25 protein-coding genes are annotated in these 24,779 nt (G+C 48.1%); 16 read left to right on the top strand and 9 right to left on the bottom strand.

Annotated elements, in window-relative coordinates:
• Positions 1–47: 47 nt before the first annotated feature.
• The 4 genes from rimM to tsaB are packed head-to-tail and all read right to left on the bottom strand — an operon-like array spanning position 48 to position 3,270.
• Positions 48–569, bottom strand: a complete 522-nt coding sequence (gene rimM, locus ONT08_RS11795) for a ribosome maturation factor RimM (protein ID WP_117586415.1) — start codon at positions 567–569, stop codon at positions 48–50.
• A 38-nt stretch (positions 570–607) separates the two neighbouring features.
• The gene (gene murA, locus ONT08_RS11790; protein WP_264960011.1) at positions 608–1,918 is read right to left on the bottom strand and encodes a UDP-N-acetylglucosamine 1-carboxyvinyltransferase; all 1,311 of its coding nucleotides are present in this window, start codon (positions 1,916–1,918) and stop codon (positions 608–610) included.
• 30 nt (positions 1,919–1,948) lie between these two features.
• Positions 1,949–2,548 carry a DUF4290 domain-containing protein gene (locus tag ONT08_RS11785; RefSeq protein WP_117586417.1) on the bottom strand — a complete coding sequence of 200 codons (600 nt, stop codon included), beginning with the start codon at positions 2,546–2,548 and terminating at the stop codon, positions 1,949–1,951.
• A 29-nt stretch (positions 2,549–2,577) separates the two neighbouring features.
• Positions 2,578–3,270 carry a tRNA (adenosine(37)-N6)-threonylcarbamoyltransferase complex dimerization subunit type 1 TsaB gene (tsaB, locus tag ONT08_RS11780; protein WP_040553267.1) on the bottom strand — a complete coding sequence of 231 codons (693 nt, stop codon included), beginning with the start codon at positions 3,268–3,270 and terminating at the stop codon, positions 2,578–2,580.
• Positions 3,271–3,361: 91 nt separating this feature from the next.
• Here tsaB and ONT08_RS11775 point away from each other — a divergent pair, with 91 nt between their 5' ends.
• The 11 genes from ONT08_RS11775 to ONT08_RS11725 all read left to right on the top strand — a co-directional run bounded on the left by ONT08_RS11775 (position 3,362) and on the right by ONT08_RS11725 (position 14,412).
• The gene (locus ONT08_RS11775; RefSeq protein ID WP_117586418.1) at positions 3,362–4,240 is read left to right on the top strand and encodes a YicC/YloC family endoribonuclease; all 879 of its coding nucleotides are present in this window, start codon (positions 3,362–3,364) and stop codon (positions 4,238–4,240) included.
• 83 nt (positions 4,241–4,323) lie between these two features.
• Positions 4,324–4,899 carry a guanylate kinase gene (gmk, locus tag ONT08_RS11770; RefSeq protein ID WP_117691891.1) on the top strand — a complete coding sequence of 192 codons (576 nt, stop codon included), beginning with the start codon at positions 4,324–4,326 and terminating at the stop codon, positions 4,897–4,899.
• A gap of 3 nt (positions 4,900–4,902) precedes the next feature.
• Positions 4,903–5,475: a nicotinate (nicotinamide) nucleotide adenylyltransferase gene (gene nadD / locus ONT08_RS11765; protein WP_117691890.1), complete on the top strand. Its 573-nt coding sequence runs from the start codon at positions 4,903–4,905 to the stop codon at positions 5,473–5,475.
• A 55-nt stretch (positions 5,476–5,530) separates the two neighbouring features.
• Positions 5,531–7,441, top strand: a complete 1,911-nt coding sequence (locus tag ONT08_RS11760; RefSeq protein ID WP_117586419.1) for a phosphoethanolamine transferase — start codon at positions 5,531–5,533, stop codon at positions 7,439–7,441.
• A complete protein-coding gene (locus ONT08_RS11755) occupies positions 7,438–8,583 on the top strand; it encodes an acyltransferase family protein (protein ID WP_118200266.1) in 1,146 nt (381 codons plus the stop codon). Before ONT08_RS11760 ends, ONT08_RS11755 begins: the two co-directional genes overlap by 4 nt.
• Before the next feature lie 167 nt (positions 8,584–8,750).
• Positions 8,751–9,761, top strand: coding sequence for an acyltransferase family protein (locus ONT08_RS11750; protein ID WP_117586439.1), 1,011 nt, complete (start codon positions 8,751–8,753; stop codon positions 9,759–9,761).
• A 35-nt stretch (positions 9,762–9,796) separates the two neighbouring features.
• Positions 9,797–10,702 (top strand): decaprenyl-phosphate phosphoribosyltransferase, encoded by a 906-nt coding sequence (locus ONT08_RS11745; RefSeq protein WP_117691883.1) that lies wholly within the window; start codon positions 9,797–9,799, stop codon positions 10,700–10,702.
• 4 nt (positions 10,703–10,706) lie between these two features.
• Positions 10,707–11,348, top strand: coding sequence for a haloacid dehalogenase-like hydrolase (locus tag ONT08_RS11740; protein ID WP_117586422.1), 642 nt, complete (start codon positions 10,707–10,709; stop codon positions 11,346–11,348).
• Between the two features lie 122 nt (positions 11,349–11,470).
• Positions 11,471–12,451, top strand: coding sequence for an acyltransferase family protein (locus tag ONT08_RS11735; protein ID WP_264960010.1), 981 nt, complete (start codon positions 11,471–11,473; stop codon positions 12,449–12,451).
• A 52-nt stretch (positions 12,452–12,503) separates the two neighbouring features.
• On the top strand, positions 12,504–12,941 hold the full coding sequence (locus ONT08_RS11730) for a GtrA family protein (protein WP_181976390.1): 438 nt from the start codon (positions 12,504–12,506) through the stop codon (positions 12,939–12,941).
• A 31-nt stretch (positions 12,942–12,972) separates the two neighbouring features.
• A complete protein-coding gene (locus tag ONT08_RS11725) occupies positions 12,973–14,412 on the top strand; it encodes a DUF6080 domain-containing protein (RefSeq protein ID WP_264960009.1) in 1,440 nt (479 codons plus the stop codon).
• Here ONT08_RS11725 and ONT08_RS11720 read toward each other — a convergent pair.
• Positions 14,404–15,285 (bottom strand): beta-1,6-N-acetylglucosaminyltransferase, encoded by an 882-nt coding sequence (locus ONT08_RS11720; RefSeq protein WP_264960008.1) that lies wholly within the window; start codon positions 15,283–15,285, stop codon positions 14,404–14,406. The genes ONT08_RS11725 and ONT08_RS11720 overlap by 9 nt on opposite strands.
• A gap of 227 nt (positions 15,286–15,512) precedes the next feature.
• Here ONT08_RS11720 and ONT08_RS11715 point away from each other — a divergent pair, with 227 nt between their 5' ends.
• Positions 15,513–16,850, top strand: coding sequence for a DUF6080 domain-containing protein (locus tag ONT08_RS11715; protein ID WP_264960007.1), 1,338 nt, complete (start codon positions 15,513–15,515; stop codon positions 16,848–16,850).
• A gap of 48 nt (positions 16,851–16,898) precedes the next feature.
• The gene (locus ONT08_RS11710) at positions 16,899–17,873 is read left to right on the top strand and encodes a glycosyltransferase family 2 protein (RefSeq protein ID WP_264960006.1); all 975 of its coding nucleotides are present in this window, start codon (positions 16,899–16,901) and stop codon (positions 17,871–17,873) included.
• Here the strand turns inward: ONT08_RS11710 and ONT08_RS11705 are convergent.
• The gene (locus tag ONT08_RS11705; RefSeq protein ID WP_117586427.1) at positions 17,809–19,245 is read right to left on the bottom strand and encodes a lipopolysaccharide biosynthesis protein; all 1,437 of its coding nucleotides are present in this window, start codon (positions 19,243–19,245) and stop codon (positions 17,809–17,811) included. The two genes, ONT08_RS11710 and ONT08_RS11705, sit on opposite strands and share 65 nt — an antisense overlap.
• A gap of 122 nt (positions 19,246–19,367) precedes the next feature.
• Between ONT08_RS11705 and ONT08_RS11700 the strand changes: the two genes are divergently transcribed.
• Positions 19,368–20,237 (top strand): LicD family protein, encoded by an 870-nt coding sequence (locus ONT08_RS11700; RefSeq protein ID WP_117586428.1) that lies wholly within the window; start codon positions 19,368–19,370, stop codon positions 20,235–20,237.
• On the opposite strand, the gene ONT08_RS11695 is transcribed toward ONT08_RS11700, so the two are convergent.
• The 3 genes from ONT08_RS11695 to ONT08_RS11685 are packed head-to-tail and all read right to left on the bottom strand — an operon-like array spanning position 20,234 to position 22,603.
• Positions 20,234–21,310 (bottom strand): NAD-dependent epimerase/dehydratase family protein, encoded by a 1,077-nt coding sequence (locus ONT08_RS11695; RefSeq protein ID WP_264960005.1) that lies wholly within the window; start codon positions 21,308–21,310, stop codon positions 20,234–20,236. The genes ONT08_RS11700 and ONT08_RS11695 overlap by 4 nt on opposite strands.
• 7 nt (positions 21,311–21,317) lie before the next feature.
• A complete protein-coding gene (locus ONT08_RS11690; RefSeq protein WP_117586429.1) occupies positions 21,318–22,034 on the bottom strand; it encodes an IspD/TarI family cytidylyltransferase in 717 nt (238 codons plus the stop codon).
• Between the two features lie 20 nt (positions 22,035–22,054).
• On the bottom strand, positions 22,055–22,603 hold the full coding sequence (locus ONT08_RS11685; RefSeq protein ID WP_181985832.1) for a serine O-acetyltransferase: 549 nt from the start codon (positions 22,601–22,603) through the stop codon (positions 22,055–22,057).
• A 305-nt stretch (positions 22,604–22,908) separates the two neighbouring features.
• Between ONT08_RS11685 and ONT08_RS11680 the strand changes: the two genes are divergently transcribed.
• Both ONT08_RS11680 and ONT08_RS11675 read left to right on the top strand, forming a co-directional pair.
• Positions 22,909–24,282, top strand: coding sequence for a sigma-54-dependent transcriptional regulator (locus tag ONT08_RS11680; RefSeq protein ID WP_118200276.1), 1,374 nt, complete (start codon positions 22,909–22,911; stop codon positions 24,280–24,282).
• Positions 24,283–24,528: 246 nt separating this feature from the next.
• On the top strand, positions 24,529–24,714 hold the full coding sequence (locus ONT08_RS11675) for a hypothetical protein (protein ID WP_118080249.1): 186 nt from the start codon (positions 24,529–24,531) through the stop codon (positions 24,712–24,714).
• Positions 24,715–24,779 lie beyond the last annotated feature (65 nt).

The raw sequence follows: 24,779 nt of genomic DNA, 5'->3' as shown, positions 1-24,779 counted from the left end.
TTAGTAAAGCAAATGAATTCTTCACTCTTCGTTCTTCACTCTTCACTTTATAAGTCGAGCAATCCTTCCGGAATCGCCATTCTGATTTCTTTCTTTTCAGCACTCACCTCTTCGATGAGGTCGTTGCTGGCAGGGATGAGGATTTCATCACCTGCATCGGTTGTTACCTCGAAAAGAAGATTGAGGGTGGAATCGTCTACATGATCAATGGTTCCTACCACCTTGCCGCTTACGGCATCTACCAGGTGGAAACCGATGATTTCTGCCCAGCTCATATTCTCTTCATCACTGTCAGAGAGATGACGTGGGAAGAAAACCTCGCAACCGGTATAGTTGCGTGCCTGCTCTTGGGTATCGATATCCTCAAACTTCACGAGCACATTCTCATCGTTCTTAAAACGATATTCTTCTAAATAGAAAGGCACAAGGATGCCATCGATATCGAGCACCAGGTACTCGGCATCTACACGGTCGAAAACATCATCTGTAATGGCGAAAGTTATCTCGCCCTTCACGCCATGAGGTTTTCCCAACTTGCCTATTTTATATACTTCATCGCGTCTAATCATTCAACATTCAACATTTAACATTTAACATTTAACATTGATTAATCACTGACACGGGTTATCTTGGCACCCAGCGCATTAAGGCGATGCTCGATATCCTCATAACCACGGTCTATCTGGGCGATATTGGCAATGCGGCTGGTACCATTGGCACTCATGGCAGCAATCAGCAGGGCAATACCGGCACGGATATCAGGACTGGTCATTCTGCCAGCACGCAGTTTGATCTTATGGTCATGACCAACCACCACTGCACGGTGAGGGTCACAGAGAATAATCTGCGCACCCATATCAATCAGTTTATCCACGAAGAAGAGGCGGCTCTCGAACATCTTCTGATGGAAGAGAACGCTGCCGCGAGCTTGGGTAGCCACTACGAGGAGCACGGAAAGAAGGTCAGGAGTGAGTCCTGGCCAAGGGGCATCGGCAAGCGTCATGATGGTGCCGTCAATAAATGAATCGATGACATAATGTTTCTGTTCTGGAATCACAAGGTCATCATCCTCTATCTTTATCTTCACTCCCAGGCGGCGGAATGCATCAGGAATAACGCCCAAATCCCTGACAGACACATTCTTGATGCGCACACCTTCGCCACACATTGCCGCCATGCCGATGAACGAACCTACCTCAATCATATCAGGCAAGATGCGATGCTCGGCACCATGCAGTTTATCAACACCCACGATGGTGAGCAGATTGCTGGCGATGCCGCTGATCTGAGCACCCATCGCATTGAGCAGATGGCAGAGCTGCTGGATATATGGTTCGCAAGCTGCATTATAAATGGTGGTAGTGCCCTTTGCCAATACAGATGCCATGATGATATTGGCGGTACCGGTAACCGAAGCCTCATCGAGCAACATATAGCAGCCCTTCAGCTTCTTTGCCTGTATCTGATAAACATTACGCTCATCATCGTGAACGAAGTTGGCGTCCAGATACTTGAAGCCCAGGAAGTGGGTATCCAGACGGCGACGACCTATCTTATCGCCACCAGGCTGAGCTATGGTAGCCTTGCCACATCTACCGAGCAGCGGACCTATCATGAGCACACTACCACGAAGAGAAGAACATTTCTTCACAAACTCCAGACTGTCGAGATAATCGAGTTTCAACTCATCACTTTGGAATGTATAGTCGTGACGACTGTGCTTGGTTACCTTGACACCTATCTCCTGGAGCAACTTAATCAGATTGTTCACATCCAGAATGTCCGGCACGTTGCTGATGCGCACAGGCTCGTCGGTAAGGATTGAGGTACAGATAACCTGCAGAGCCTCGTTCTTGGCGCCCTGAGGTGTGATAGTACCTTTGAGCGGATGACCGCCCTCTATGATGAAAGACTCCATAAGCTTGTCTACTATATATAATAATGTGGATTACTTTTTCTTCTTATTATTATTTACATTCTTAGGCTGTGCCTCAATCTTCTCGAAAACGAAAGTATCGAGATCGAGCTGGATGTTGCCATCGGTAAAACGTGCCAGATCGGAAGCTACCTTGGCTACATCACTGGAACCATGGCTCCAGGTTACCAGGTCGCGATGCATCTGGTTGGCAGTAAGTTCCACGAGTTTGTCGCGCTCCTCACTTGGTTCCATTGTCTTCAGCTTTTCGAAAATCTCGAAGAGCATAGCTCCATAATGGCGCACCGGGATGCGCTGCATAGGATATGGCAATGGCTCCGGCTTGGTTGCTATCTTCACAGCATCCGGTACATCATAAGGGAAATCGATGTCGAGCTGGAAATTGCTCATGATGGCAAGCTGATCCCAGAGTTTCTGCTCATGGTCCTCTACCCCTCTGTTCTCAGGGAACATACGGTCCATGACTGCAATAATGGTCTCTGCACAACGCTGGCGCTCTTCACGGTCGGTAAGCGTCAGACAATGATCTACCATCTGCTGAATCTCACGGCCATACTCAGGCAGGATGAGCTTAGCTCTCTGGGTATTATAGTCTAATCCTTCTATATTCATTCTTACAATATTTTATATAATCAATAATTCTAGAGCAGTTTCTTTGGCATCTTAGCCACGAAATCCTTGAGATAGAAAGGCACGAAATATGCCACATCTTCGAACTTGCCCTCTACAAAACGCTTCTCTGCCAGCGGAGCCATATTCTTTGCCAAAGGCTCAATGCCCTCTACAAGGTGAGCATTCGGATGGTTGATGGTCTCCATACACTTGGCAGCGCCATTTCCGAAGAAGTATACATGATGCTGGTCCAGATATTCCTTGTAGGTATCAGCATCCACAATATCAGCCTGAATAGGGCGAACCACCTTCAGGGCGCGGTCGAGCACTTCGGCATATACCTCCATGCGGCGAGCGTCGAGCATAGGTACGATGAGGGCGTCTTCCTCCTCAGGATGTTCGCCAAGCAATACAGGCACAGCCATCAGTTCGAGTGTTGGAACAGCGATGAGTTTCACACCGCGACCATAACAGATGCCCTTCGCCATACTCACACCGATACGCAATCCGGTATAGGAACCCGGACCACAACTTACCGCCACAGCCTCCAGCGGAAGACCATGAGAATCGAGGAAATCAAGAGCCTCATCCACAAACACACCCAACTTAACAGCATGGTTAGGACCTGTGTGATCTTCCTGGTTGAAAATCACCTGTCCACTATCACTAATTGCCACTGAGCACACGTCCGTACTCGTCTCAATATTCAATATACACGACATAATTTAAAAATATATTCTTAAATAAGGTGCAAATATACTCATTTTCTCGCTTTTTTTTGTACTTTTGCAGAAATTTAACGCGAAAGATTATATGATACAGTCAATGACAGGCTTCGGAAAAGCTACCGCGGCCTTTAAAACAAAGAAGATTAATGTAGAGATAAAGTCATTAAATAGCAAGACGCTTGACCTCTCTACTCGTATTGCTCCGCTCTATAGAGAGAAGGAGATGGAAATCCGCCAGTATATCTCTAAGAATCTGGAAAGAGGCAAGGTTGACTTCGCCATCTGGATTGATAAGGATGCTACCACAGATGCCACTCCTATCAATGCGGCGCTTGTACAGAATTATTACCAGCAAATCAAGAAGATTTCGGCTGAAACAGGCATTCCTGAGCCAACCGACTGGTACAGCACTCTGTTGCGTCTTCCTGATGTAACAACGAAGACGGATGTGGAAGAATTGAGCGATGAGGAATGGGAAGTAGCAAAAAATGCAATTTGCGAGGCTGTGAACCATCTCGTTGCCTTCCGCAAGCAGGAAGGAGCCGCTCTCCAGAAGAAATTTACTGAGAAGGTGGATAACATCCAGACTCTCCTTGCCAGCATCGAGCCATACGAGAAGGCTCGCGTGGAGAAGATCAGACAGAACATCGTTAGCGGTCTGCAGCAGATTCCGAATGTGGATTACGACAAGAACCGTCTGGAGCAGGAACTCATCTACTACATCGAGAAGCTCGACATCAGCGAGGAGAAGCAGCGCCTTGCCAACCACCTGAAGTATTTCCGCGAGACTATGAATGAGGAAGGTCATGGTGTAGGAAAGAAACTCGGTTTCATCGCACAGGAAATGGGACGCGAAATCAACACCACCGGCTCTAAGAGCAATCAGGCTGAGATGCAGAACATCGTGGTGAAGATGAAGGACGAACTGGAGCAGATCAAGGAGCAGGTGCTGAATGCTCTTTAATTAAGTGAGGAACAAAGAGTGAAAAGTGAAGAATTCATTTGCTTTACTAATCATAAAGTTCAATATTCAAAGTTCAAAGTAAAATGAAGAACGGATTGTTAATTTTCAGCGCCCCATCGGGCAGCGGTAAGAGCACAATAGTAAACTGGCTGATGAAAGAGCACCCTGAATTGAAGTTGGCTTTCTCTATCAGCTGCACCTCTCGTGCTCCTCGCGGTACAGAACAGAATGGTGTAGAGTATTTCTTCCTCTCTCCAGAGGAATTCAAGGCTAAGATTAAGGCTGACGAGTTCCTGGAGTATGAGGAGGTTTACCAGGACAGATTCTACGGCACCCTGAAGTCACAGGTAGAAAACCAGCTTGCCAAGGGCGAGTCGGTGATTTTCGATGTTGATGTGAAGGGTGGTGTAAACATCAAGAAGTTTTATGGCGAGCGTGCCTTGAGCATCTTTGTCCAGCCACCTTCGGTAGAGGAATTACGCCGTCGTCTGGTAGGCAGAAATACTGATGCGCCTGAGGTTATCGAGCAGCGCCTTGCCAAGGCAAGCTATGAGCTGACCTTTGCCCCTCAGTTTGACCACGTGGTTGTAAACGATGACTTGGAGAAGGCTCAGCAGGAGGTTTATCAGCTCGTCAAGGCCTTCCTAGACGCAGAGTAAGAAATGAAGAAGGTAGGAATCTTTGGCGGTAGCTTCAATCCCATCCATACGGGCCATATCGCATTGGCGAAAAGTCTTTGCGAGAAGGCCTGCCTGGATGAGGTGTGGTTCATGGTTTCGCCCATGAACCCATTCAAGAAGACCGCTACCGACTTGCTCGACGACCAACTGCGCCTGGAAATGGTAGAGAAAGCGCTGGAGCACGAGCCATTACTGAAGGCATGCGACTATGAGTTCCGCCTGCCTAAGCCATCTTATACCTGGCACACGCTGCAAGCCATTAGCAAGGATTACCCGGAAAACGAGTTCACCCTGCTGATTGGTGGCGACAACTGGGCTGCTTTCGACAAGTGGTACCACCACGACGACATCCTAGCCCACTATCCCATCGTGGTTTATCCGCGTCAGGGAGCCAGCATTGGCAATGTGCCTGAAGGCGTTACCATCGTAGAAACTCCACTGCTCAACATCAGCAGCACGGAAATCAGAAAGCGTATCAAAGAGGAGGAAAGCATCAGGGGAATGGTGCCGGAATGCATCGAACAACTGGCTGTCAGAAACTACAGGCAGTTCTAGGCATTCCTCTCTCCGAAACCGCTTTAAATCATATTTAAACAACAAACAGCAAAAAATGAGTTGGAAAGAAATCATTAAGAAGTGTCTGAACGTGGCTTCTGCGCCGATTCGCAGAAATGCCAACTTCTTTGTGTTCATGTACCTGCTGGGCATGATCAGTTCTATCGTGACTACACCTGCCAAGGGGACTTTATACGACAACCTGTTCCTGGAACTCTTTGTCGACCTCTATGTGGTGTGTGCCGTTGTCGCCATCTTCCCCAAGAAGGTGCGCTGGGGTCTGCGTGCCGTACTATACCTTATATTATATAGTACAGCTGCCGCCGACACCTATTGCTACGTGAATTTCGGCTCTACGCTCAACCCTTCTATGCTGATGCTGGTGGGCGAGACCAACAGTTCGGAGGCTAGCAGTTTCCTCTCAGCCCTCATCTCTGCCGAGGTTCTCTTCAGTAGTGTGGGCTGGATCCTGCTTCTGGCTCTCATCCAGATTCTCATCGCCATCTTCCGCAAGCAACTCATCAAGCTATACGTTTTCATCATTACCGTTCTGGAGTTGGCTTCAGTCAAAAAACGGCTAATGGCTATCCCCCGCATGACTGCAGCCATGCCTGCCAGCTTCGGAATCCTATGCCTCATCATCCTCATCGCAGGATGCTGCACCTCCTGGCACAACAAGATGGCTTACCATAAACTCATGAATGGTAGAACTATAGGCGAAGTAGAGCATATCCTGACAGAGAAGGATCATGCTGTACTCTATCTGCCAATCTACCGACTCCAATTCAGTATCTATGCCAACCAGCTGGCTGCGCATCAGATTACCCAACTCATTCATGCTGCCCACGAGGTAAAGGTTGACAGCTGCAGCTACCGTTCGCCAAACATCGTACTGATTATCGGCGAAAGCTTCGGCCGCCATCATTCCCAGCAGTACGGCTATTTTATGGATACCACTCCACAGCAGGTAGCCTTGGAGAAATCGCGCAAGCTCACCAAGTTTACCGATGTGGTAACCTGCTGGAACCTGACCAGTTTCGTTTTCAAGAACATGCTCTCTACCCATGTGGTAGGCGAGAAAGGCGAATGGTGCGACTATCCGCTCTTCCCTGAAGTGTTCCGCAAGGCAGGCTATAACGTAACCTTCATCACCAACGAATTCCTGCCACAGGCAAAGGAGGCGGTTTACGACTTCAGCGGCGGTTTCTTCCTGAACAACCCGGAACTGAGCAAACTCCAGTTTGACCATCGCAACACCCAGCTCCACGATCTGGACGACGGACTGCTGAAGGATTATGATGACAGTCTGAAGAACTTCCAGAAGGAGCACAACCTCACCATCTTCCACCTGATGGGCCAGCATGTAAACTATAAGCAGCGCTACCGCACAAAGCAAGCCCGCTTCTGGGCAAGTAGTTATGAAGACAAGCGCCCTGAACTGACCAATGCCCAGCGCAAGATGCTGAGTCATTACGATAACGCCACCCTCTACAACGACTCTATCGTAGCCCAGATTGTGAAGCGGTTCCAGAAGCAGGATGCCATCGTCATCTACGTGCCCGACCATGGCGAGGAATGCTACGAAGAGAACCGTGGCTTCATCTGCCGTAACCACTCTGCAGAAATCGACTGGCCGCTGGCTCACTATGAGTTTGAAATTCCGTTCTGGATATACTGTTCGCCAAAATATATCAGGAACCACCGCGATATCTACCGTCAGATACGCAAGGCTAAGGACAAGCGCTTCATGACCGATGCCCTGCCTCATCTCCTGCTGTATCTGGCTGGCATTGAGACACCTACCTACCAGGAGGAATATAACATCCTGAGTCCGAAATATGACGAGATGCGACCACGTATCCTCAAAAACTCTGCCGATTACGACAAACTTCGTGATGCGCATCTGGAAAAGGTAAAAAAGGAAGAAAGTAAAAAGGTAAAAAAGAAGAAAGGAGATAAGAAATGAGACAATCGATATTAACAAGAAAAGCATGCAATGCCCTGAGAGGACTCGCCATCATCGGCATCTTCATGCATAACTACTGCCATTGGCTGGGACCTATTGTCAAGGAGAACGAATATCAGTACTTTCAACATAATGTTGACTGGCTGAACCAGGTAATGGCCAGCATGGACCTCAACCTGCCTGTACACCTGCTCTCGTTCTTCGGTCATTATGGTGTGCCCGTATTCCTCTTCCTGAGTGCTTACGGACTGGTGATGAAATACGAGGCTAAACCTCATCTCTCTACCGAACAGCAGACCAGAATGTACAGCATCTCGGGCAAGAAGCTTACAGGAAGCATCAACTGGCGCGAACCGCTCCACTTTATCCGCTATCACTATCTGAAACTCTTCAAGATGATGATAGTAGGTTTCGTGGCATTCACGATGCTCGACCTTATCACGCCTGGCTCTCACCACTATGCAGCACTCGACATCGTTGCGATGATGGGCATGTTCAACAATGTATTGCCAAATCCGGATAACATCATCTGGCCGGGTCCGTACTGGTTCTTCGGTCTGATGCTACAACTTTACATCGTCTATCGTCTGTTGCTCTATCGCCGCCATTGGGGATGGACCGTAGGATTGATGGCCATCTGCATCGGCATCCAGCTCATCCTAGGTTTTGACAATCCAGAGAGTGAAGTGATGAACCGCTACCGCTACAACTTTATGGGCGGCATGCTGCCATTCGGTTTGGGCATACTCTATGCCCGCTATGGCGAGAAGATTCTGATGACCTTCCATTCGCCTATCACCAATTTCTTTGGCTGCATCTTCTGCATCTCGCTGATTTACAGTTTGAGCGGCAGCATGGTTGGCTGGACCTTCGTGCCGTTCTTCTTCTGTCTGCTGAGCGTATTGGTAGCCGACATGCTCCAGAACATCAACTGGTTATCAGGCATTTACAAGGCATTAGAGTGGATGGGCAGCATCTCCGCCGCCCTCTTCGTATGCCACCCTATCACCCGCAAGATATTCATCCCTATCAGCCGTCAGGGCGACATCTATGCCGGTCTGCTCCTCTACATCATATCGAGCATCTGCCTGGCATGGCTCTTCACCCAACTGATGAAGAAGATTCCAAACCCGAAGCCCTAACCCTCTTCAATAGGAAGAAGGAAGAACAAAGGAAAAAGCAAGAACAAAGGGAGAAGGAAGAAAGAACGAAGAAGAAGCAAGCAGCAAGAAAGAAAGCAGCAAGCGCGCCCCCGTTCCAGGCGATTCCATCGCCTGTCCCCCATAATAAACAAAAAAGAAATACCAGCATGAATTGGAAGATTAAAGATATAGAACTGGCGAATATCAGCCGGTTTCGCGGCGAGTTGATGGGAGCAGCCATGCTGTTCATCATCCTCTTTCATGTGGCATTGCCTAGAGAAGATGCCTTTTTCGGGCTTCGCAGAATGGGCAATGTCGGTGTAGACATGTTCCTCTTTCTCAGCGGAATAGGTCTCTGGTTCTCGTGGATGAAGAATCCTTCTGTCAAGCATTTCTTCATCCGTCGTTATCTGCGCATCTACCCTACCTGGCTCATCATAGCCTGCCTCTTCTATATCCCTTCTTTCCAGGGCGGAAGCACCTGGAACTGGATCTATCTCTTTGGCGAGATAACCATCAACTGGGGGTTCTGGCTGCATGATGAGCTCAACTTCTGGTACATCCCGGCTACGATGATGCTCTATCTCTTTGCCCCTGCCTACATGGAACTCATCAAGCGCCATCCTATCTACCGCTGGCTGCCGGTGGTGATGATCATGTGGTGCATCCTGGTACAATATGTCACCCCGATACATCAGGCTGTAGGACATCTGGAGATTTTCTGGAGCCGCGTGCCTATCTTCTTCATCGGCATCAACATGGGTGAGATGGTAAGACAGAAACAGACGCTCGACGGCGCTTCGATATGGATGATATGGCTCATGTTCCTGATGACGCTGCTGGCAAGCATCTTCCTGGAACAGGAGAAGCATGGCATGTTTCCGCTCTTTCTGGAACGCATGCTCTATATCCCGCTCACCATCACCAGCATCCTGCTGCTGAACCGCATCTTCCGCCGCACACCGGGCTGGTTTAACAAGGGGTTCATGTTTGTGGGAGCGCTGAGCCTGGAGTGTTATCTGCTCCATATCCACTTCGTACTGAAATACATTGAGCCGCATCACTTGGGCTATTGGCCTACTTTCTTCATCTGCATAGGCATCACCCTGCCTGCAGCATGGATTCTGAGTAAGATAGCCGGATGGATTTCTAAAGAGTTAGCTAAGTTTATCAAGTAAAAAGGAGTTTATTTATTAAGAAAAATAGGAGTTTTATGAACGAGAATAAATTGGAAGACAGTAAAGGTTTTGCTGCGCTGCTGCGACTGGTTCGCCCGAAACAATGGATCAAGAATGGCTTTATCTTCTTACCGCTGTTCTTTGGCGGCGCCCTGTTGCATACAGATGCTCTGCTGGCGGGTCTGATTACTTTCTTCGCCTACAGTTTTGCCGCATCGAGCATCTATTGTTTCAACGACATCTTTGATGTGGAGGCCGACCGCCGCCACCCGGTCAAGTGCCATCGTCCGATAGCATCGGGGGCGGTCAGCATCAAGCAGGCATACGGACTGATGTTCCTGATGTTTGCCCTCTCTATGGGTGTATGCAGCCTGCTCGGCTCATGGGAGACGATGGGAATCATCATCTTCTATTGGCTTCTGAATCTCGGCTACTGCGCCAAATTCAAGCAATATGCCATCATCGATGTGTGTATCGTGGCTTTCGGTTTCGTACTCCGTCTGCTGGCAGGTGGTGTAGCAACGGGCATCGTACTCAGTAAGTGGATTGTGCTGATGACCTTCCTCATCACCCTCTTCATGAGTTTTGCCAAGCGCCGCGATGATGTGCTGCGCATGGAGAAGACGGGCGAGGCTCCCCGCAAGAATACCATTCGCTACAACCTCACCTTCATTAACCAGGCTATCACGATTACGGCTTCCGTAACCCTGGTATGTTACATCATGTATACGGTGAGTCCGGAGGTGATTGATAATTTCCATACTGATTATCTCTATCTTACGAGTGTCTTTGTGCTGGTCGGTTTGCTGAGATACATCCAGATAGCCGTGGTAGACCAGAAGAGTGGTGACCCTACGAAGATTATCCTGCGCGACCGCATTACACAGTTTATCGTGCTCGCCTGGTTGCTCTCCTTCCTGATCCTTATTTATATCGTATAAGAAAATGAAGAAGAAAATATATTGTTTCGATTTCGACGGAACGCTGACAACAAGCGATACCCTACTGGAATTCATCAGATATGCCAAGGGTACCGGTCGGTTTCTGATGGTTTTCCTGATGTACAGTCCGCTCCTGGTACTGATGAAGCTGCATCTCTTTCCCAACTGGAAGGCGAAGCAACTCATCTTTGCCCATCTTTTTGCCGGCATGCGTATCGAGAAGTTTGATGCGCTCTGCCGCGATTTTGCCGAAGAATACCAGCATCTGTTGCGCCCCAAAGGTGTCACGCTGGTACACGAAGCCCTGGTTGCAGGTGCTCAGGTTTTCATCGTGAGTGCCAGCATCGACAATTGGGTCCGCCCGTTCTTTAAAGTTCGCGGCCTAGATGGAGTCAGGGTTTTAGGTACCCAGATAGAAGTGATTGACGGCAGACTTACCGGCAAGTTCAAGAGCAACAACTGCTATGGCGAGGAAAAGGTGCACCGCATCTGCGAGGCACTGACCACCTCCGCCAATGCCTACGGTACCCTCTCATTATCTTTCGACCGCGCGCAATACGAGATAGAAGCATTTGGCGACAGCCGAGGCGATAAGGAGATGCTCGCCTTCGCCAACAAAGGACATTACAAGCCCTTCAGAATTTAGAAACGCATAACGGAAGACAGGAAAGCCTAACGGAGTCGCGAACCATCTTGCCAAGTACCCATGTACGTCGAAATGCCGTATTAAGTATACCAACTTACTGACTTACAACACTTTAACTTGTTATGAAACAAAGAAATACAGACATCGACTGGATAAGAGCCATACTCATTATTCTCATGATATTGATTCATATCGTGAGCTTCGGCAACGCATACCCCCAGCTCAAGGCAGGCATTCTCTCGTTCATGATGCCTACCTTCCTCATCATCACTGGCTATCTCGTGAATATTGAGAAAAGCTCAAAGGAGATGGGAAGATACCTGATGTGTCTCGCTTTGCCTTACGTCATCATGGTGACCGGTTTCTCTGTCCTCTCCTATTTCATGCCAGTGAGAGATGGCATCACGGAACTGTCACTCTCTCAGATTTGTGAGAAGATATTCGTTACTTCCATCGGTCCCTATTGGTTCATCCAGACCATGATTATCTGCGGCATTCTCTATTACGTCAGTTTCAAGGGAGCAACCTGGGGAGCCATCAGACAGGGAAAAACGACGATGAGCACCACCACAAGCCTCTTTATCTTCGCCACCCTACTCCTGCTCCTGTCCAAGACACCCGCTCTTTCGCCCAGTGCCGCCACCTATTATTTCATCGGAGCGGTACTCAGACAATGCCATATCGGCTTTGACAGAATTTTCCGTCCTTCACCGGTTGCCCTGCTGCTCTGGATCAACTTGCTGGGCTTGGAAGAATGGTATGACTGGGGCACTCTCGCCATCGTCTTCTCCTGCTGGTGCTGCATTTCATCCCTGATGTGGATACACAGCCTCATCAAACGCCTACAGGATAATGTCAGCGTCCGAAAGACAGAAGACACCTTATTATATATGGGTCGCAACACGCTGCCCATCTACCTCTTCCACCCCATCTTTACGATGGCAGCCAAGTTCTATCATCCCCTCTTTAACTGGGACAGGAGCGAAATCTGTTTTGCCCTCGTTACCATCTTCATCGCCATAGCCGGAAGCATCGGCATCGCCAAGATGATGGAGAAGACCCGACTGGCTTATCTCTTCGGAAAAGGAAAGATGCTGAGATAAATAATACCAGGATATATTTGGTAATTTGGAGATTTTGAAGTACTTTTGCAACATGAATATCAAGAACAAGATAAATAATATGGATGATGCCAAGCGAGAGAAGCTGGGCGAAGTCATCAGATTCGGAATCGTAGGCGGACTGGCTACGGTACTGCAATATGTCATCTACCTGGCTATGATGCCGGCACTGGACCATTTCATCCCCAGCATGGGCGACCACAGCCTGGCTACCACAGCCAACACCATCGCCTACATAGTGAGTTTCATCTTCAATTTCATCGCCAGCACCCGCTATACCTTCAAGGTAAAGGCGAATGCCAAGCGCGGAGCAGGATTCACCCTCTCCCACATCGTCAACTACTCGATGCAGACCCTTTGCCTCAACCTCTTCGTAGGCTTGGGTCTAGCCAAACAACTGGCTATGATACCCACCCTCTGCATCTGCATCCCGGTAAACTTCCTCCTGGTAAGGTTCTTCCTGAAGAAATAAGGGGATTCCCAAAACACGATAAAAGAAAGATATGAAAAAGATATTCGATATTTTTAAAATCAAGAAAGAGGAAAGAGTTTCAGCACTCATCGCACTCATCATAGCGTGTGCCCTCAATGCCCTGACTGTCATCAAATATTACAGTCAGTTCTCGCAGATTACCGATAATTATCACAAACTCTTTGTCAAGACCTTCCATGTGGCAGGTTTCGACCCGCTTACCTATAGCATCGTATCTCACTGGGACACAGAATATAACGTATACCGCCACCCGCTACTGGCGTTCTTCATGTATATCCCGAATCAGATAAATCAAGGATTGATAATGCTTACCGGCATCAACTGCGTTCAGTTTGTCGTGGGAGCTATCCTGGTGTTCTGCGCCTTCTATTCTTTCATTTTCCTTTATCGTATATTCAGAGAAGTGATTGGTACAGAGCGCTTTGATGCCAATCTGCTCTCTGCCTTCTATTTTTCTTTTGCCTATGTGATGGTTTCAGCGATGGTACCCGACCATTTCATCATGTCGATGATCATACTCCTCTGTACCCTGTATATCACAGGCGTATGCATGAAGAAAGGCAGACAACTTACCATCTGGCAGACTATCCTGCTCTTTGTATTTACAGCGGGCGTATCGCTCAACAATGGTCTGAAGACCTATCTTGCCGCCCTTTTCACCAATGGCAGAAAGTTCTTCAGTATCAAATACTTCCTGATAGGAGTCATCCTTCCTGCCGCACTCATGTGGGCTTTCGCCAGATGGGAATACCGCACCTTCGTATGGCCTAAGGAGATGGCAAGACACGAGGCTAAGATGAAGAAAAACAAGGAAGCCACAGCCAAGATTTACCAGCAATACCGCGACAGCACTGGCGTGAAAGACTCGGCAAAGGTAGAAGCTGCCGTCAAGAAAATCATCAAGGATAAAGCGCATGCCAAATATGTTCGTGACCATAAACAGATATGGAACAAGAACACGGGCAAACCTATCGCCAAGGGCGAATTCATGAACTGGACCGACAAGACGACCTCCCGCTCGCAAACTCTGGTCGAGAATTTCTTTGGTGAAAGCATCATGCTGCACCAGCAGAACCTTCTGGGCGATGTATTGCGCAACCGTCCGGTTATCGTGAAATACCAGTCTGCGGTCAATTATGTGGTAGAGGCATGCATCGTTGTGCTTTTCTTACTTGGCATCCTTGCCGGAAGAAAATCAAAGTTTCTCTGGCTCACCCTGACATTCTTCCTGATGGATGCTGCCCTCCATATCGGTTTGGGCTTCGGTATCAACGAGGTATATATCATGACTGCCCACTATATGTATGCCCTTCCTATCGCCATCGCCTTCCTGGCGCTCAAGGTAAAAGGAAAGAACCTGAAATGGGCCTTCAGAGGATTGATGCTCGCCATCACCCTCTATCTGTGGATCAGCAACGGATACCTGCTGGTAGGCTATATGTTAGGATAAAGCCCCATAAGAAGCCTTGATCCAGCGGATGATATCCTCATGCTCCATATCAAACTTACGGGCAAAGAGGCGGTTGCTTTGTTCCAGCTCCTCTTTGTCTGCTATAGTCCAGACGTATGGATTACCGCGTTTCCAGTCGATAAGTCGCATACATCCTTCGTATTCATCCTTTTCAGAATACAGGGCAGCCCGAAAGTCGGGATGATTCCATACCAGGGTCTGCAGGAAGAACTCATCAGGGCAGAAGGTATAATTGAATCTCTTCAGCACAAACGGTTTCTTGCTCACCACATATTCCACGCATGCCTGCGTGATGCTCACCCAGTTGGCTCCCTTGGCAAAATCCATCTTCTGGCGATGCAGGAACGGCATGAGCAGCATCGAAAGATATTTATTCAGTCGCCTGGTAATGGCATTCAAAGCCCCATACTTCGAGCGGGTAAGACTGGTAAATAGCCAATAACGCATCATCTTCCGGCGGCAATCCCATTCAAATTCCTCACCATGATTGATGCCCACAAACTCTTTACCCTGATGCTCCTCAAAGAACTGATGGATGTAATCCTGCGATTTGATAGGTAAATCCTGACCACTCAGCAGATGGTAGTAGGCATAAGGTCCATGCTTCAAAGCCTCCTCGAAAAGCACATACTCCGCCTTAATCTGGCTCAGATTTCCCCAACGCACATCCACCCTCTGTTCCAACACAAAGAGGCGTGCCTTGGAAAGAGCCAGCGGTTCAGCACCATCCAGCATATCCGATTTCCGGTCGATATGCAGAAATATATCATTGCGCTCATCATCGAGCATCGACAGCAATACCCTGAGAAGCGGTAAACTGCCATGAGCCATTATCAAAAAAGCATGTTTCATTGTCATTATTTATCTTTATTATCCAACTGTCCGTCCTGATGACTTTTTCATCATCATTGCGACAAAGATACACCAAATAAAAGAGAATACAAAATAAAACTCCGTTTTTATCAGAAAAAAGATACAAAATAGAGCCTTTCTTTTTGAATATTCAGAAAAAACAATTACTTTTGCAGCGCTAAGAAGGAGATGCGGCATGCATCAGCCCAGCAAAAAATAATCAGAGAATGAACAATATATTTAGAATTAAAAAAGAAGAAAGGCTCTTTGCCTTGATTACACTCATCGTTATCATCGCCTTCAATGTGCTGATGATAACCTATCATTTTGATGATTTCGGCAAACCGAAAGCAGGATTCTGGACGCTCTTCACCAAGAACTTTCAGATTTCAGGTTTCGACCCCTACACCTACCTTACCCTCTCGAAGTGGAAGGTGTATTACACGGAGTATCGCCATCCCATGCTCCCTTTCTTCCTCTATCCTTTCTCGCTACTGAACGGCTGGCTGATAGAACTCACCTCCCGCAACTGGGCAACTACCATCGTGGCGGTGATGATGACATTCTTCTCCACCTACTCCACCCTCTTCTTCAGAAGAATCTTCAGAGAGGTAATGCAGCTGAAGGCTATAGACAGCAATGTGCTCACAGCGATGCTTTTTTCCTTTGCCTACGTGCTGCTCGCCACCTTTGTGGATGACCATTTCGGCATGTCGCTTTTCTTCCTGTCAATGACACTTTATCTGGCAGGCAAACAGCAGCAGGAACACCGCAGCATGCCTTGGTGGCAAACAGCCCTGCTCTTTTTCTTCACGGCAGGCATCACGCTGAGCAATGGCGCCAAGACCTTCCTTGCCGCCCTCTTTACCAATGGCAAAAAACTCTTCCGCCCGAAATATCTGGCATTGGGCATCATCTTGCCTACCCTCCTGATAGGTGCTGCAGGCATTTATCAGAACAAGGCTTTCATCATTCCGAACCGTCTGGAAGGAGAACGGCTCGTGGCTCAGAAAGCTGCGAAAGACAGTACTTTTAGGGCTAAGATGGAACAGAAGCAAAAACACGATAAGGCCATCGCTGGCAAAAATATCCAGAAACGAGGCATGCTCTCATGGGCAGATATGTCTATCTCCCGTTCAGAATCACTGGTAGAAAACGTTTTTGGCGAATCGCTTATCCTGCACAGAGAACATCTTCTGGAAGATATCCACAGCCACCGCCCGATATTCGTGAAATACCAGACACCCGTTCCTTATATCATAGAGGGTATCATCGTGATTCTGCTGTGTATGGGCTTTTGGATGGGAAGAAGATCGGCCTTTCTCTGGCTCACAGCCTCATGGGTGGCATGCGATGCCTTCATTCATCTGGTCATGGGATTCGGACTGAACGAGGTTTATATCATGGCTGCCCATTGGGCGTTCATCATTCCGATCTGTATCGGATATATCATCAGAAACTGTAAGGAGAAATATCTGCCTTATCTTCGTGGAGGACTCGCCATCATCACCATCTTCCTGTTCTTCTATAACAGCACGCTGATATTCGAGTATCTCACAAGATAAAAAAAGAGAACTCGACAAGATAAAAAAGTATCTTAGATTAAAACCATCATGCTGAAAATAAGTATCTTAACCCCTATCTATGGAGTAGAAAAATATATCGAACAGTGCGCCCGGTCACTGTTCGAGCAGTCGTATGCGTCTATCGAATACATCTTTGTAGATGACTGTACCCCCGATAAAAGCATCGGTATCCTACAATCGCTCCTGAAAGAATATCCTGAAAGAGCACAACAGGTACGCATCATCCACCACGACAGAAACCGGGGCGTGGGCGCCGCAAGACAGACGGCACTGATGGCGGCTACAGGCGACTATCTTTTATTTGCCGATAGCGATGACATGCTGCCGGAAGATGCAGTAGAAAAACTGACCACAAAAGCCGAAAGCACCCATGCCGACCTGGTTGATGGCGGCTACCGGGAATGGTGCGAAGGAAAAGCAGGCAGACTCCAGAAACCTTTTGATGTTTCTGATGAGAAACTGCTCAAACTGCTTGTTTGTCAGAACATTATCACCAACCGGCTGTGGGGCAGAATCTATAAGCGTTCGCTCATCATGGAGCACAGGATATTCTTTGAAGAGGGCATCAACTATGCGGAAGATCTTTTCTGGAATGCCCAGTTCATGTTCTACGGCAAAAAGGTGAACATCGATGATGCGGTATATTATTACCGTACCGACAATGAGAATTCCTACAATCACAACATCTCAGAAAAGAACCTCCTGTCATACTTCAAGTCAACCCGCCGACTCATCGATTTCTTCGAGCAGAACGATACGGAACATCAGTATCTCAGAGCCACAGAGATAGGCATCGTCAATGCCTACCGCTGGGCAGCAAACGCTCATGTAGCCTTCGAAAAGGTGGATCAGGCGCTCTACTACAAGCCTAAGAGCTACCTCATACGCCTCATCATCAAGTTCATCAAAAAGGGGGTACCTGTCAAGAGGGTGAATCTTATCTACCTCGCTTACAGAAAGCTATACACTCTTCTAATATCTGCACCTTCAGCAGTTTCATGATACAGAAGTAGATGATGGCTGAAACCAGCAGACGAACCAGCAGCAGGAGATAGATGTTCTGCAGGCTGCGGGTCATGAAATAGGTAACTACCATCGTGGCTGCTGCACAGAGCATGAATGGCAGTATATCCTTTGCCACATCCAGGAACCGCAATCCGGCAACACGCTTCATCATCCACTGCCAGACCAGAAGCCAGGCGATGATAAACACGGTATAGGCTATCACCATGGTCTGGATGCCATATTGATGACAGAACAACACCAAGGCGAGCAAACCCACTACCTGACCGATGTTGCACCACATATACACATCAGAACGCCCCTTGCTGATGGCAAGGTTCTGATAGAGCGTATAAATCGGCATAAAGGCACCGCTCACACAGAGAATCTGCAACAGCGGCACACTGGCTATCCATTTCTCATGAATCGTAATCAGAATGAATTCGCGTGATACCAGGGTCAAACCAAACATCAATGGAAAAGAAAGGAATGCCGTGAAACGGAGCATTTTTCTAAACACCAGCAACTCGCGGTTCTTATCGTTCTGGATAGAAGCCAAGACAGGCTGAGCTATCTGTCCCACCGTATTGGCAACAAACGAATTAGCCTTGGTGTCCCAGTTGTATGCCTGACTATAGTTACCCACATCATTAATCGGATAGAACCTGCCGAAGACAAAGGTCAATACATTGTTGCTCACCGTATTGATGATGTTGGTAACCAGGAGTTTCACGCTGAATCCAAACATCTTCCTCACCGGTCCGAAATCGATATGAAAGTTCGGGCGCCATCCCGTATAATAATATCTTCCTATATTCAGCACAAGGATAAAGATAACCTGCTGCCAGGCAAGACTCCAGTAAGCCATGCCGTTGAATGCCAGTACCAGTCCCACGACATTCGAACTGATCAGGGCCATGAAATTAACGATGGTAATCTCCTTGTTCATCATGTTCTTCATCATATATCCGTTCTGGGCTATGCCAAACGAAGAGATGAAGAAACTCAAGAACACGAAGCGCGACAGGGAGGTGAGACAAGGCTGATGGAAGAAATCTGCTATCAGCGGCGCACAGAAAAAGAGCACCACATACATGGTAAGACTCACCAGGACATTAAACCAGAACACCGAGTTATAATCGTTATCGGTGGGTTTTCTGATATTCACCAGTGCCTGGGTAAACCCGCTACTCTGCAGATTGCCCGCTATCAGGGTGAATATGGTGAGGATGCCGATGATACCATAATCGGCTGGCGACAACAAACGCGCCAAGAAGATGCCAAAGAGGATATTGAGTACCTGGGTAGAGCCACTGTTCATCGCTCCCCAGAACAATCCCTTGGCGGTTTTTTCCTTTAATGATTCTGCCATCGTTTCTATCTGATAAATATGGAATATTACTTGTTTTTACTTTTTAGAATGCAAAAGTAGCATAAATAGTTTGAAGTTCAAAACTTTTTGCTTACTTTTGCAGCCGTAAAACAGAAAAAAGTATGGATATTAAGAACATCAAGAAGGAATGGAACGCCACAATACTCGATATATTGAAGGCATTCATCGACATCTGCAACAAGTATCACCTCAGATATTACTGTTGTGCCGGCACCGCCATCGGAGCCGCCCGTCACCACGGAATGATTCCCTGGGACGATGACATCGACGTGCTGATGCCACGCCCCGACTACGACCGTCTGCTCGAAATCGCCAAACACGAAGACTTTGGCAAATACGAGGTAGTAACTCCCTACAACAACGAGTCATACCCTCTGTATTTCTCCAAACTCGTGAATCGCGAAACCACCCTTATCGAGGAGAAGGAGCGTCCTTGCATCATCGGTCTTTACGTAGATATCTTCCCTCTTGATGCCACCGACGATGACCTGGAAACGGCAAAGGCGCTGTATCGCAAATACTCTAAGACCATCAACCGTCTGAATGCCGTAACCACCCACAATACTTTCTTTGAGTACATCTCCCTGCTCCTGCACAAGGAAACCTGGGGCCGCTTTGCCATCAAGACGCTCGCCTTCTTCTGCCGCAGCAAGATGCGCCACCGCCTCATCCAGCAGATGGACGAGATGAGTCACCGGTATGACTTCGATAAGGCGAAGAACGTACTGGTGAATACAGGTTCCTACCACTATAAGGAGATTTTCCCGAAGGAATGGCTCGGCAAGGGCAAGGAATTCCCGTTCGAGGATACCACCGTCTTGCTGCCGGAGCAGGCTGATACCTATCTGCGCCACTTCTTTGGCGACTATATGAAGTTTCCACCCGTAGAACAGAGAGTAGAGAAACACCTTCGCTACTATCTGAACATGGAAAAGCGGGAAACATGGAATGAGATTAAAAGAAAGCTTTAGCCTTCCCTCACTTCCTGCAAGGTATGTCCGAAACCTTCTTCTACATCAAAGAGCGGTTTCCAGCCTAAAGCCTTGAGTTTATCCGTACTGAAGGTTGCCTTGGTGATAGGCGTGGTATTGCCCTGCTGCGCATCCGCCTCAGGAATATCAAACACCACCTTTCTATCCGCTTTCCGGGCTATCAGCTCTGCCAGTTGGCGGATGGAGATATTCGATTCTGAATGAGCCACATTATAGGCATTTGCCCTCTCGCCATCCAGCAGGAGGCGCAAGATGGCATGGGCGGCATCTACCACATAAAGCCAGGAGCGGAAAGCCTCACCCTTACTCTTCAGGACGATATCCTCACCCTTCAGAACATTGCGGATAAACTGGGCATACACCCTATTGTCACTCTCCGTAAAGCCCGGACCGTAGGTATGACTCAGTCTGGCTATCACCACATCGGCATCATACTCTGCTCCGTATGCCATGCAGAGCGTTTCGGCAGCACGTTTGGAAGATGGATAGCAGGCACGCACCGATGCACAATCCACATAGCCGCTGCTCTTCTCGGTAAATTCAGAGCCATCGCCCTCGCCATAGATTTCACCCGAAGAGATATAAACCATGCGCTGCATGCGGTGACTCAATCCATATTCCAGCAGGTTGGATACACCGTTGATGTTTGCCTTCATCACCTCTACAGGGTTCTGCCTAAAGAAGTTAGGACTCGCATTGCTGGCTGCATCGATGATGTAATCAGCGCCCTCAGCCAACTCATTATAGACCGGTTCCCCTATCATCCTGTCCATGCTCTTGATGACAGGCTGGGTAACGTCTATCTCTGCAAAGAAGAAAGATTCATCCTCCCAATAGACAGCAAACTTCTGTCGGGCACGTTCCTTGTTTCTTCCGGCTGCTATCACCTTGTAGCACCGGGCAGGATTCTGCATCAGCACATCAACCACACAGCCTCCTACCAATCCTGTAGCACCAGCCACAAGAATGGTTTTGCCATGCAGACGCCCCAATTCCAAACCTTCCCGGAAAAGGCGCGCAATATCTTCCTTATATGGTGAATTTCCTATCATAACACGTTTATTTTAACCAAGCCTCAGGCTGAACCTTCATCAGTGCCTTCAGTATCTCCAAATCCTCAACGGTGGTTATCTTGATGTTCTTCTCTGAACCAGGCACGATATGCATCTGTCTGCCTCCCAGTTCTGCCATCAGGGTACAGGATGCCACCGAATTGGCGATGCCCTTCTCCTTAGCCTCTTCGTGGGCTGCTATCAGATTGCCCAAACGGAAGGTCTGGGGTGTCTGGGTACGGATCAGCTTGTCGCGCGGAATACTGGTGTTGGTCGTGAAACCATCTTCGCTCTCCAGGATAGCCTCTCTACATTTGATACCCGTAATGGCATAGCCATACTTCTGGCAGATGGCGATATTGGATGAGATGATGTCTTGCGACAAGAGTGGGCGCACGGCATCATGCACCAGCACCAGGTCGTCATCACCACATCCCACCTCTTTCAAGCCATAGATACCATTGTGGATCGACTCCTGACCATTGCTTCCGCCAGGGAATATCCATTTCAGTTTGGTAATGCAGAACTGGTTGGCATACGACTGCAGTACCGTTTCCCAACCTGCCAGACATACCACAGCAATACCCTGAATATCAGGATGCTTCTGAAAAGCCATCATCGTATGGATGATGATAGGACAGTTGTCTACATGCATAAACTGCTTTGGGATGTCCTGTCCCATTCTATTGCCAGAACCTCCGGCTATGATCAATGCATAGTTCATATTCTCTATCTTTAAATTGATTATTTCTGAATGATTCTCCCCGGATTCCCTACCACGGTAGCCCCGTCGGGAATATCCTGGAATACCACAGCACCGGCGCCTATCGTCACGTGGTTGCCGATATGGATGCCGCCGAATACCGTGGCGCCGGTATAAATCTTCACGTCATTTCCTATGGTAGGCCTGCCGCCCTTGCCGTTGCCCAGCGTCACCATCTGCAGACAGTAGAAGTCATCACCTATGCTTTCTGCGTTGAGATAGGTGGCATAGCTGTGCTCCAGATGCGCACCCTTCCCGATATGCGGGCACCAGATGGTCATCGTACGCTCGGGAGGCAACAGCCAGCTGATGAAAACCGAACGGTATTCGCCCATGCGGTAATAAAACAGATTACGGAAACTCCTTTCGCGGGTGCATGCCTTGATCAGGTTGAGCACCGTAGGCTTCCTGTCCTGCACCTTCAGCAAGTCGGCATCTATCTCCTTCTTATAGAGCAGATACAGAGCGATATGCGGCAACATGCGCACCGCCGAAGCTGACAATATGATGGTTTGTACTATCGGATTCATGACTCTAAATCTTATTTTAACATGGTTGCAAAGAAAATGCAAACGAGTGCAATGAAAGCTTGCTTTCAAATTGCCGAGTGCAGCTTTTTTTATGCAAAGATACAAAAAATAAAGCAACTAGCATGCTTTTATCCGAAAACAATTGTTCTTTTCACTAAAAATAAGATAATAGAACAGGGTTTGTAGATTTTTAGTCGGTTTTATTGCTAAATAATGTGAATTAAATAGCTTTCCATACAACTTTTCCGTACCTTTGCACAAAGTTATATATAACGATATTATAGAAGAGGATAAAACAGAACATTATGAAGAGGATATTGATTGTAGAAGACGATTTGGCATTCGGAACAATGATACAGACTTGGCTCAAAAAGAAAGGATTCGATGTAGAAAGGGTAACATCCGTAGGCGCTGCCATCAAAGCGATGGGAGCCGGCGATGCATTCCATCTGGTTCTTTCCGACCTGCGCCTGCCCGACCATGACGGACTGGTATTGCTCCAGCATATCAGAAAGTCCGATGCCCACCTGCCTTTTATCGTAATGACTAGCTATGCAGAGGTTCAGAATGCTGTATGTGCCATGAAATCGGGTGCTACCGATTACGTGGCTAAACCCTTCCATCCCGAAATCCTCTTAGAGAAAATCCGTGAGGCTATCCAGTCGGCTGCTTCTGCGGTTTCAGCCCCTCAGCGTGCGGAATCTGCCGCCATGCAGGATGCGCCCCAAGAAGAGCAGCAGGGCGCTACAGAGGTGCCTAGATATATAAAAGGTGAAAGCGAGGCTTCCAAACAGCTCTACGAGTTCGTTTCGCTCGTTGCCCCTACCCCGATGTCAGTGCTCATTCTCGGAGCCAGCGGCACCGGAAAGGAATATGTGGCGCGCAGCATCCACGAACAGAGTCTGCGCAAGGACAAACCTTTCTATGCCATCGACTGCGGCGCCATTCCTAAGGAGGTGGCAGCATCTGAATTCTTCGGATATAAGAAGGGTGCCTTTACCGGAGCCGAACAGGATAAGAAGGGTGCCTTCGAGATAGCTAACGGCGGAACGGTTTTCCTCGATGAGATGGGAAACCTCAACTACGAAGTACAGGTGCAGCTCCTCAGAGCCTTGCAGGAGAGGAAAATCCGTCCGCTGGGCAGCACGCAGGAGATTGATGTGGATATCCGACTCATCTGTGCCACCAACGAGAATCTGGCGCAGGCGGTAGCCGAAGGCAAGTTCAGAGAGGACCTCTATCACCGCATCAACGAGTTTACCATCTACATGCCTGCCCTCAAGGACAGAGGTGCCGATATCTTCCTCTTTGCCAACCTCTTTATCAAGCACGCCAACCAGGAACTGGGCAAGAATGTGCTCGGAATGGATGCCAAAGCCTCCGAAATCATTGCCTCATACGACTGGCCGGGCAACCTGCGCGAACTGAACAATGTGATGAAGCGCGCCACCCTGCTCACCCGTGGCAAGTATATCGGTGCTCTGGAACTGGAGAAGACGATGGCACAAACCTCCACAGCCCGACCAATCAATATGCAGCTGCACAGCGAACAGTCGGAACAGGAAAGCATCGCCGCTGCCCTGAGAGCCACCCACGGCAACAAGAGCAAGGCAGCCCAACTGCTTGCCATCGACCGCAAGACACTCTACAACAAAATGAAGAAATACGGCATGGAGTAAAACATGCCACACCCCGATTCCCCAATATATTCCACACTATATTGGGGAATTTTTCTACACCTTTTCCCCACTTTCCCCACATCCCGTTTCTGGCGCAAAACACCATAAACCCTGATTATCAGATACTTAACAAAATTCATCGATTTTTGGCACGCCTATTGTGATATTATTTAGCGAACTCGCAAATGAGTTTCAGCAAGAGAATTAATAAACAAATAATATTCACAATTAAAAAACAAAAGAATTATGAAAAAGTTAGTATTTGCAGTTATCGCAGCAGTAGCAATGGTATCAGTTAGCAATGTATTTGCAGGTAACAGAATGGTAAGCGTTGCAGGTTCAGAACCAGTAGACACAGTAGCTCCAGCCGACACAACAGCAACACCTGTTGAGACTCCAGCAGCAACAGTGGATTCAACCGTAGCAAAGTAAATCCACCTTCAGAAAATAGTAATTACGCGTCGCTTTCAATGAAACAGGAGATAGATGACCAGATT

The sequence above is a fragment of the Segatella copri genome, from assembly GCF_026015465.1.
Taxonomy (GTDB): domain Bacteria; phylum Bacteroidota; class Bacteroidia; order Bacteroidales; family Bacteroidaceae; genus Prevotella; species Prevotella copri_E.
This window is presented reverse-complemented; position numbering and strand designations above follow the sequence as displayed.

Coding starts and splice junctions, on each gene's coding strand:
- rimM (WP_117586415.1), bottom strand. CDS start 569: ATGATTAGACGCGATGAAGTATATAAAATAGGCAAGTTGGGAAAACCT.
- murA (WP_264960011.1), bottom strand. CDS start 1,918: ATGGAGTCTTTCATCATAGAGGGCGGTCATCCGCTCAAAGGTACTATC.
- ONT08_RS11785 (WP_117586417.1), bottom strand. CDS start 2,548: ATGAATATAGAAGGATTAGACTATAATACCCAGAGAGCTAAGCTCATC.
- tsaB (WP_040553267.1), bottom strand. CDS start 3,270: ATGTCGTGTATATTGAATATTGAGACGAGTACGGACGTGTGCTCAGTG.
- ONT08_RS11775 (WP_117586418.1), top strand. CDS start 3,362: ATGATACAGTCAATGACAGGCTTCGGAAAAGCTACCGCGGCCTTTAAA.
- gmk (WP_117691891.1), top strand. CDS start 4,324: ATGAAGAACGGATTGTTAATTTTCAGCGCCCCATCGGGCAGCGGTAAG.
- nadD (WP_117691890.1), top strand. CDS start 4,903: ATGAAGAAGGTAGGAATCTTTGGCGGTAGCTTCAATCCCATCCATACG.
- ONT08_RS11760 (WP_117586419.1), top strand. CDS start 5,531: ATGAGTTGGAAAGAAATCATTAAGAAGTGTCTGAACGTGGCTTCTGCG.
- ONT08_RS11755 (WP_118200266.1), top strand. CDS start 7,438: ATGAGACAATCGATATTAACAAGAAAAGCATGCAATGCCCTGAGAGGA.
- ONT08_RS11750 (WP_117586439.1), top strand. CDS start 8,751: ATGAATTGGAAGATTAAAGATATAGAACTGGCGAATATCAGCCGGTTT.
- ONT08_RS11745 (WP_117691883.1), top strand. CDS start 9,797: ATGAACGAGAATAAATTGGAAGACAGTAAAGGTTTTGCTGCGCTGCTG.
- ONT08_RS11740 (WP_117586422.1), top strand. CDS start 10,707: ATGAAGAAGAAAATATATTGTTTCGATTTCGACGGAACGCTGACAACA.
- ONT08_RS11735 (WP_264960010.1), top strand. CDS start 11,471: ATGAAACAAAGAAATACAGACATCGACTGGATAAGAGCCATACTCATT.
- ONT08_RS11730 (WP_181976390.1), top strand. CDS start 12,504: ATGAATATCAAGAACAAGATAAATAATATGGATGATGCCAAGCGAGAG.
- ONT08_RS11725 (WP_264960009.1), top strand. CDS start 12,973: ATGAAAAAGATATTCGATATTTTTAAAATCAAGAAAGAGGAAAGAGTT.
- ONT08_RS11720 (WP_264960008.1), bottom strand. CDS start 15,285: ATGAAACATGCTTTTTTGATAATGGCTCATGGCAGTTTACCGCTTCTC.
- ONT08_RS11715 (WP_264960007.1), top strand. CDS start 15,513: ATGAACAATATATTTAGAATTAAAAAAGAAGAAAGGCTCTTTGCCTTG.
- ONT08_RS11710 (WP_264960006.1), top strand. CDS start 16,899: ATGCTGAAAATAAGTATCTTAACCCCTATCTATGGAGTAGAAAAATAT.
- ONT08_RS11705 (WP_117586427.1), bottom strand. CDS start 19,245: ATGGCAGAATCATTAAAGGAAAAAACCGCCAAGGGATTGTTCTGGGGA.
- ONT08_RS11700 (WP_117586428.1), top strand. CDS start 19,368: ATGGATATTAAGAACATCAAGAAGGAATGGAACGCCACAATACTCGAT.
- ONT08_RS11695 (WP_264960005.1), bottom strand. CDS start 21,310: ATGATAGGAAATTCACCATATAAGGAAGATATTGCGCGCCTTTTCCGG.
- ONT08_RS11690 (WP_117586429.1), bottom strand. CDS start 22,034: ATGAACTATGCATTGATCATAGCCGGAGGTTCTGGCAATAGAATGGGA.
- ONT08_RS11685 (WP_181985832.1), bottom strand. CDS start 22,603: ATGAATCCGATAGTACAAACCATCATATTGTCAGCTTCGGCGGTGCGC.
- ONT08_RS11680 (WP_118200276.1), top strand. CDS start 22,909: ATGAAGAGGATATTGATTGTAGAAGACGATTTGGCATTCGGAACAATG.
- ONT08_RS11675 (WP_118080249.1), top strand. CDS start 24,529: ATGAAAAAGTTAGTATTTGCAGTTATCGCAGCAGTAGCAATGGTATCA.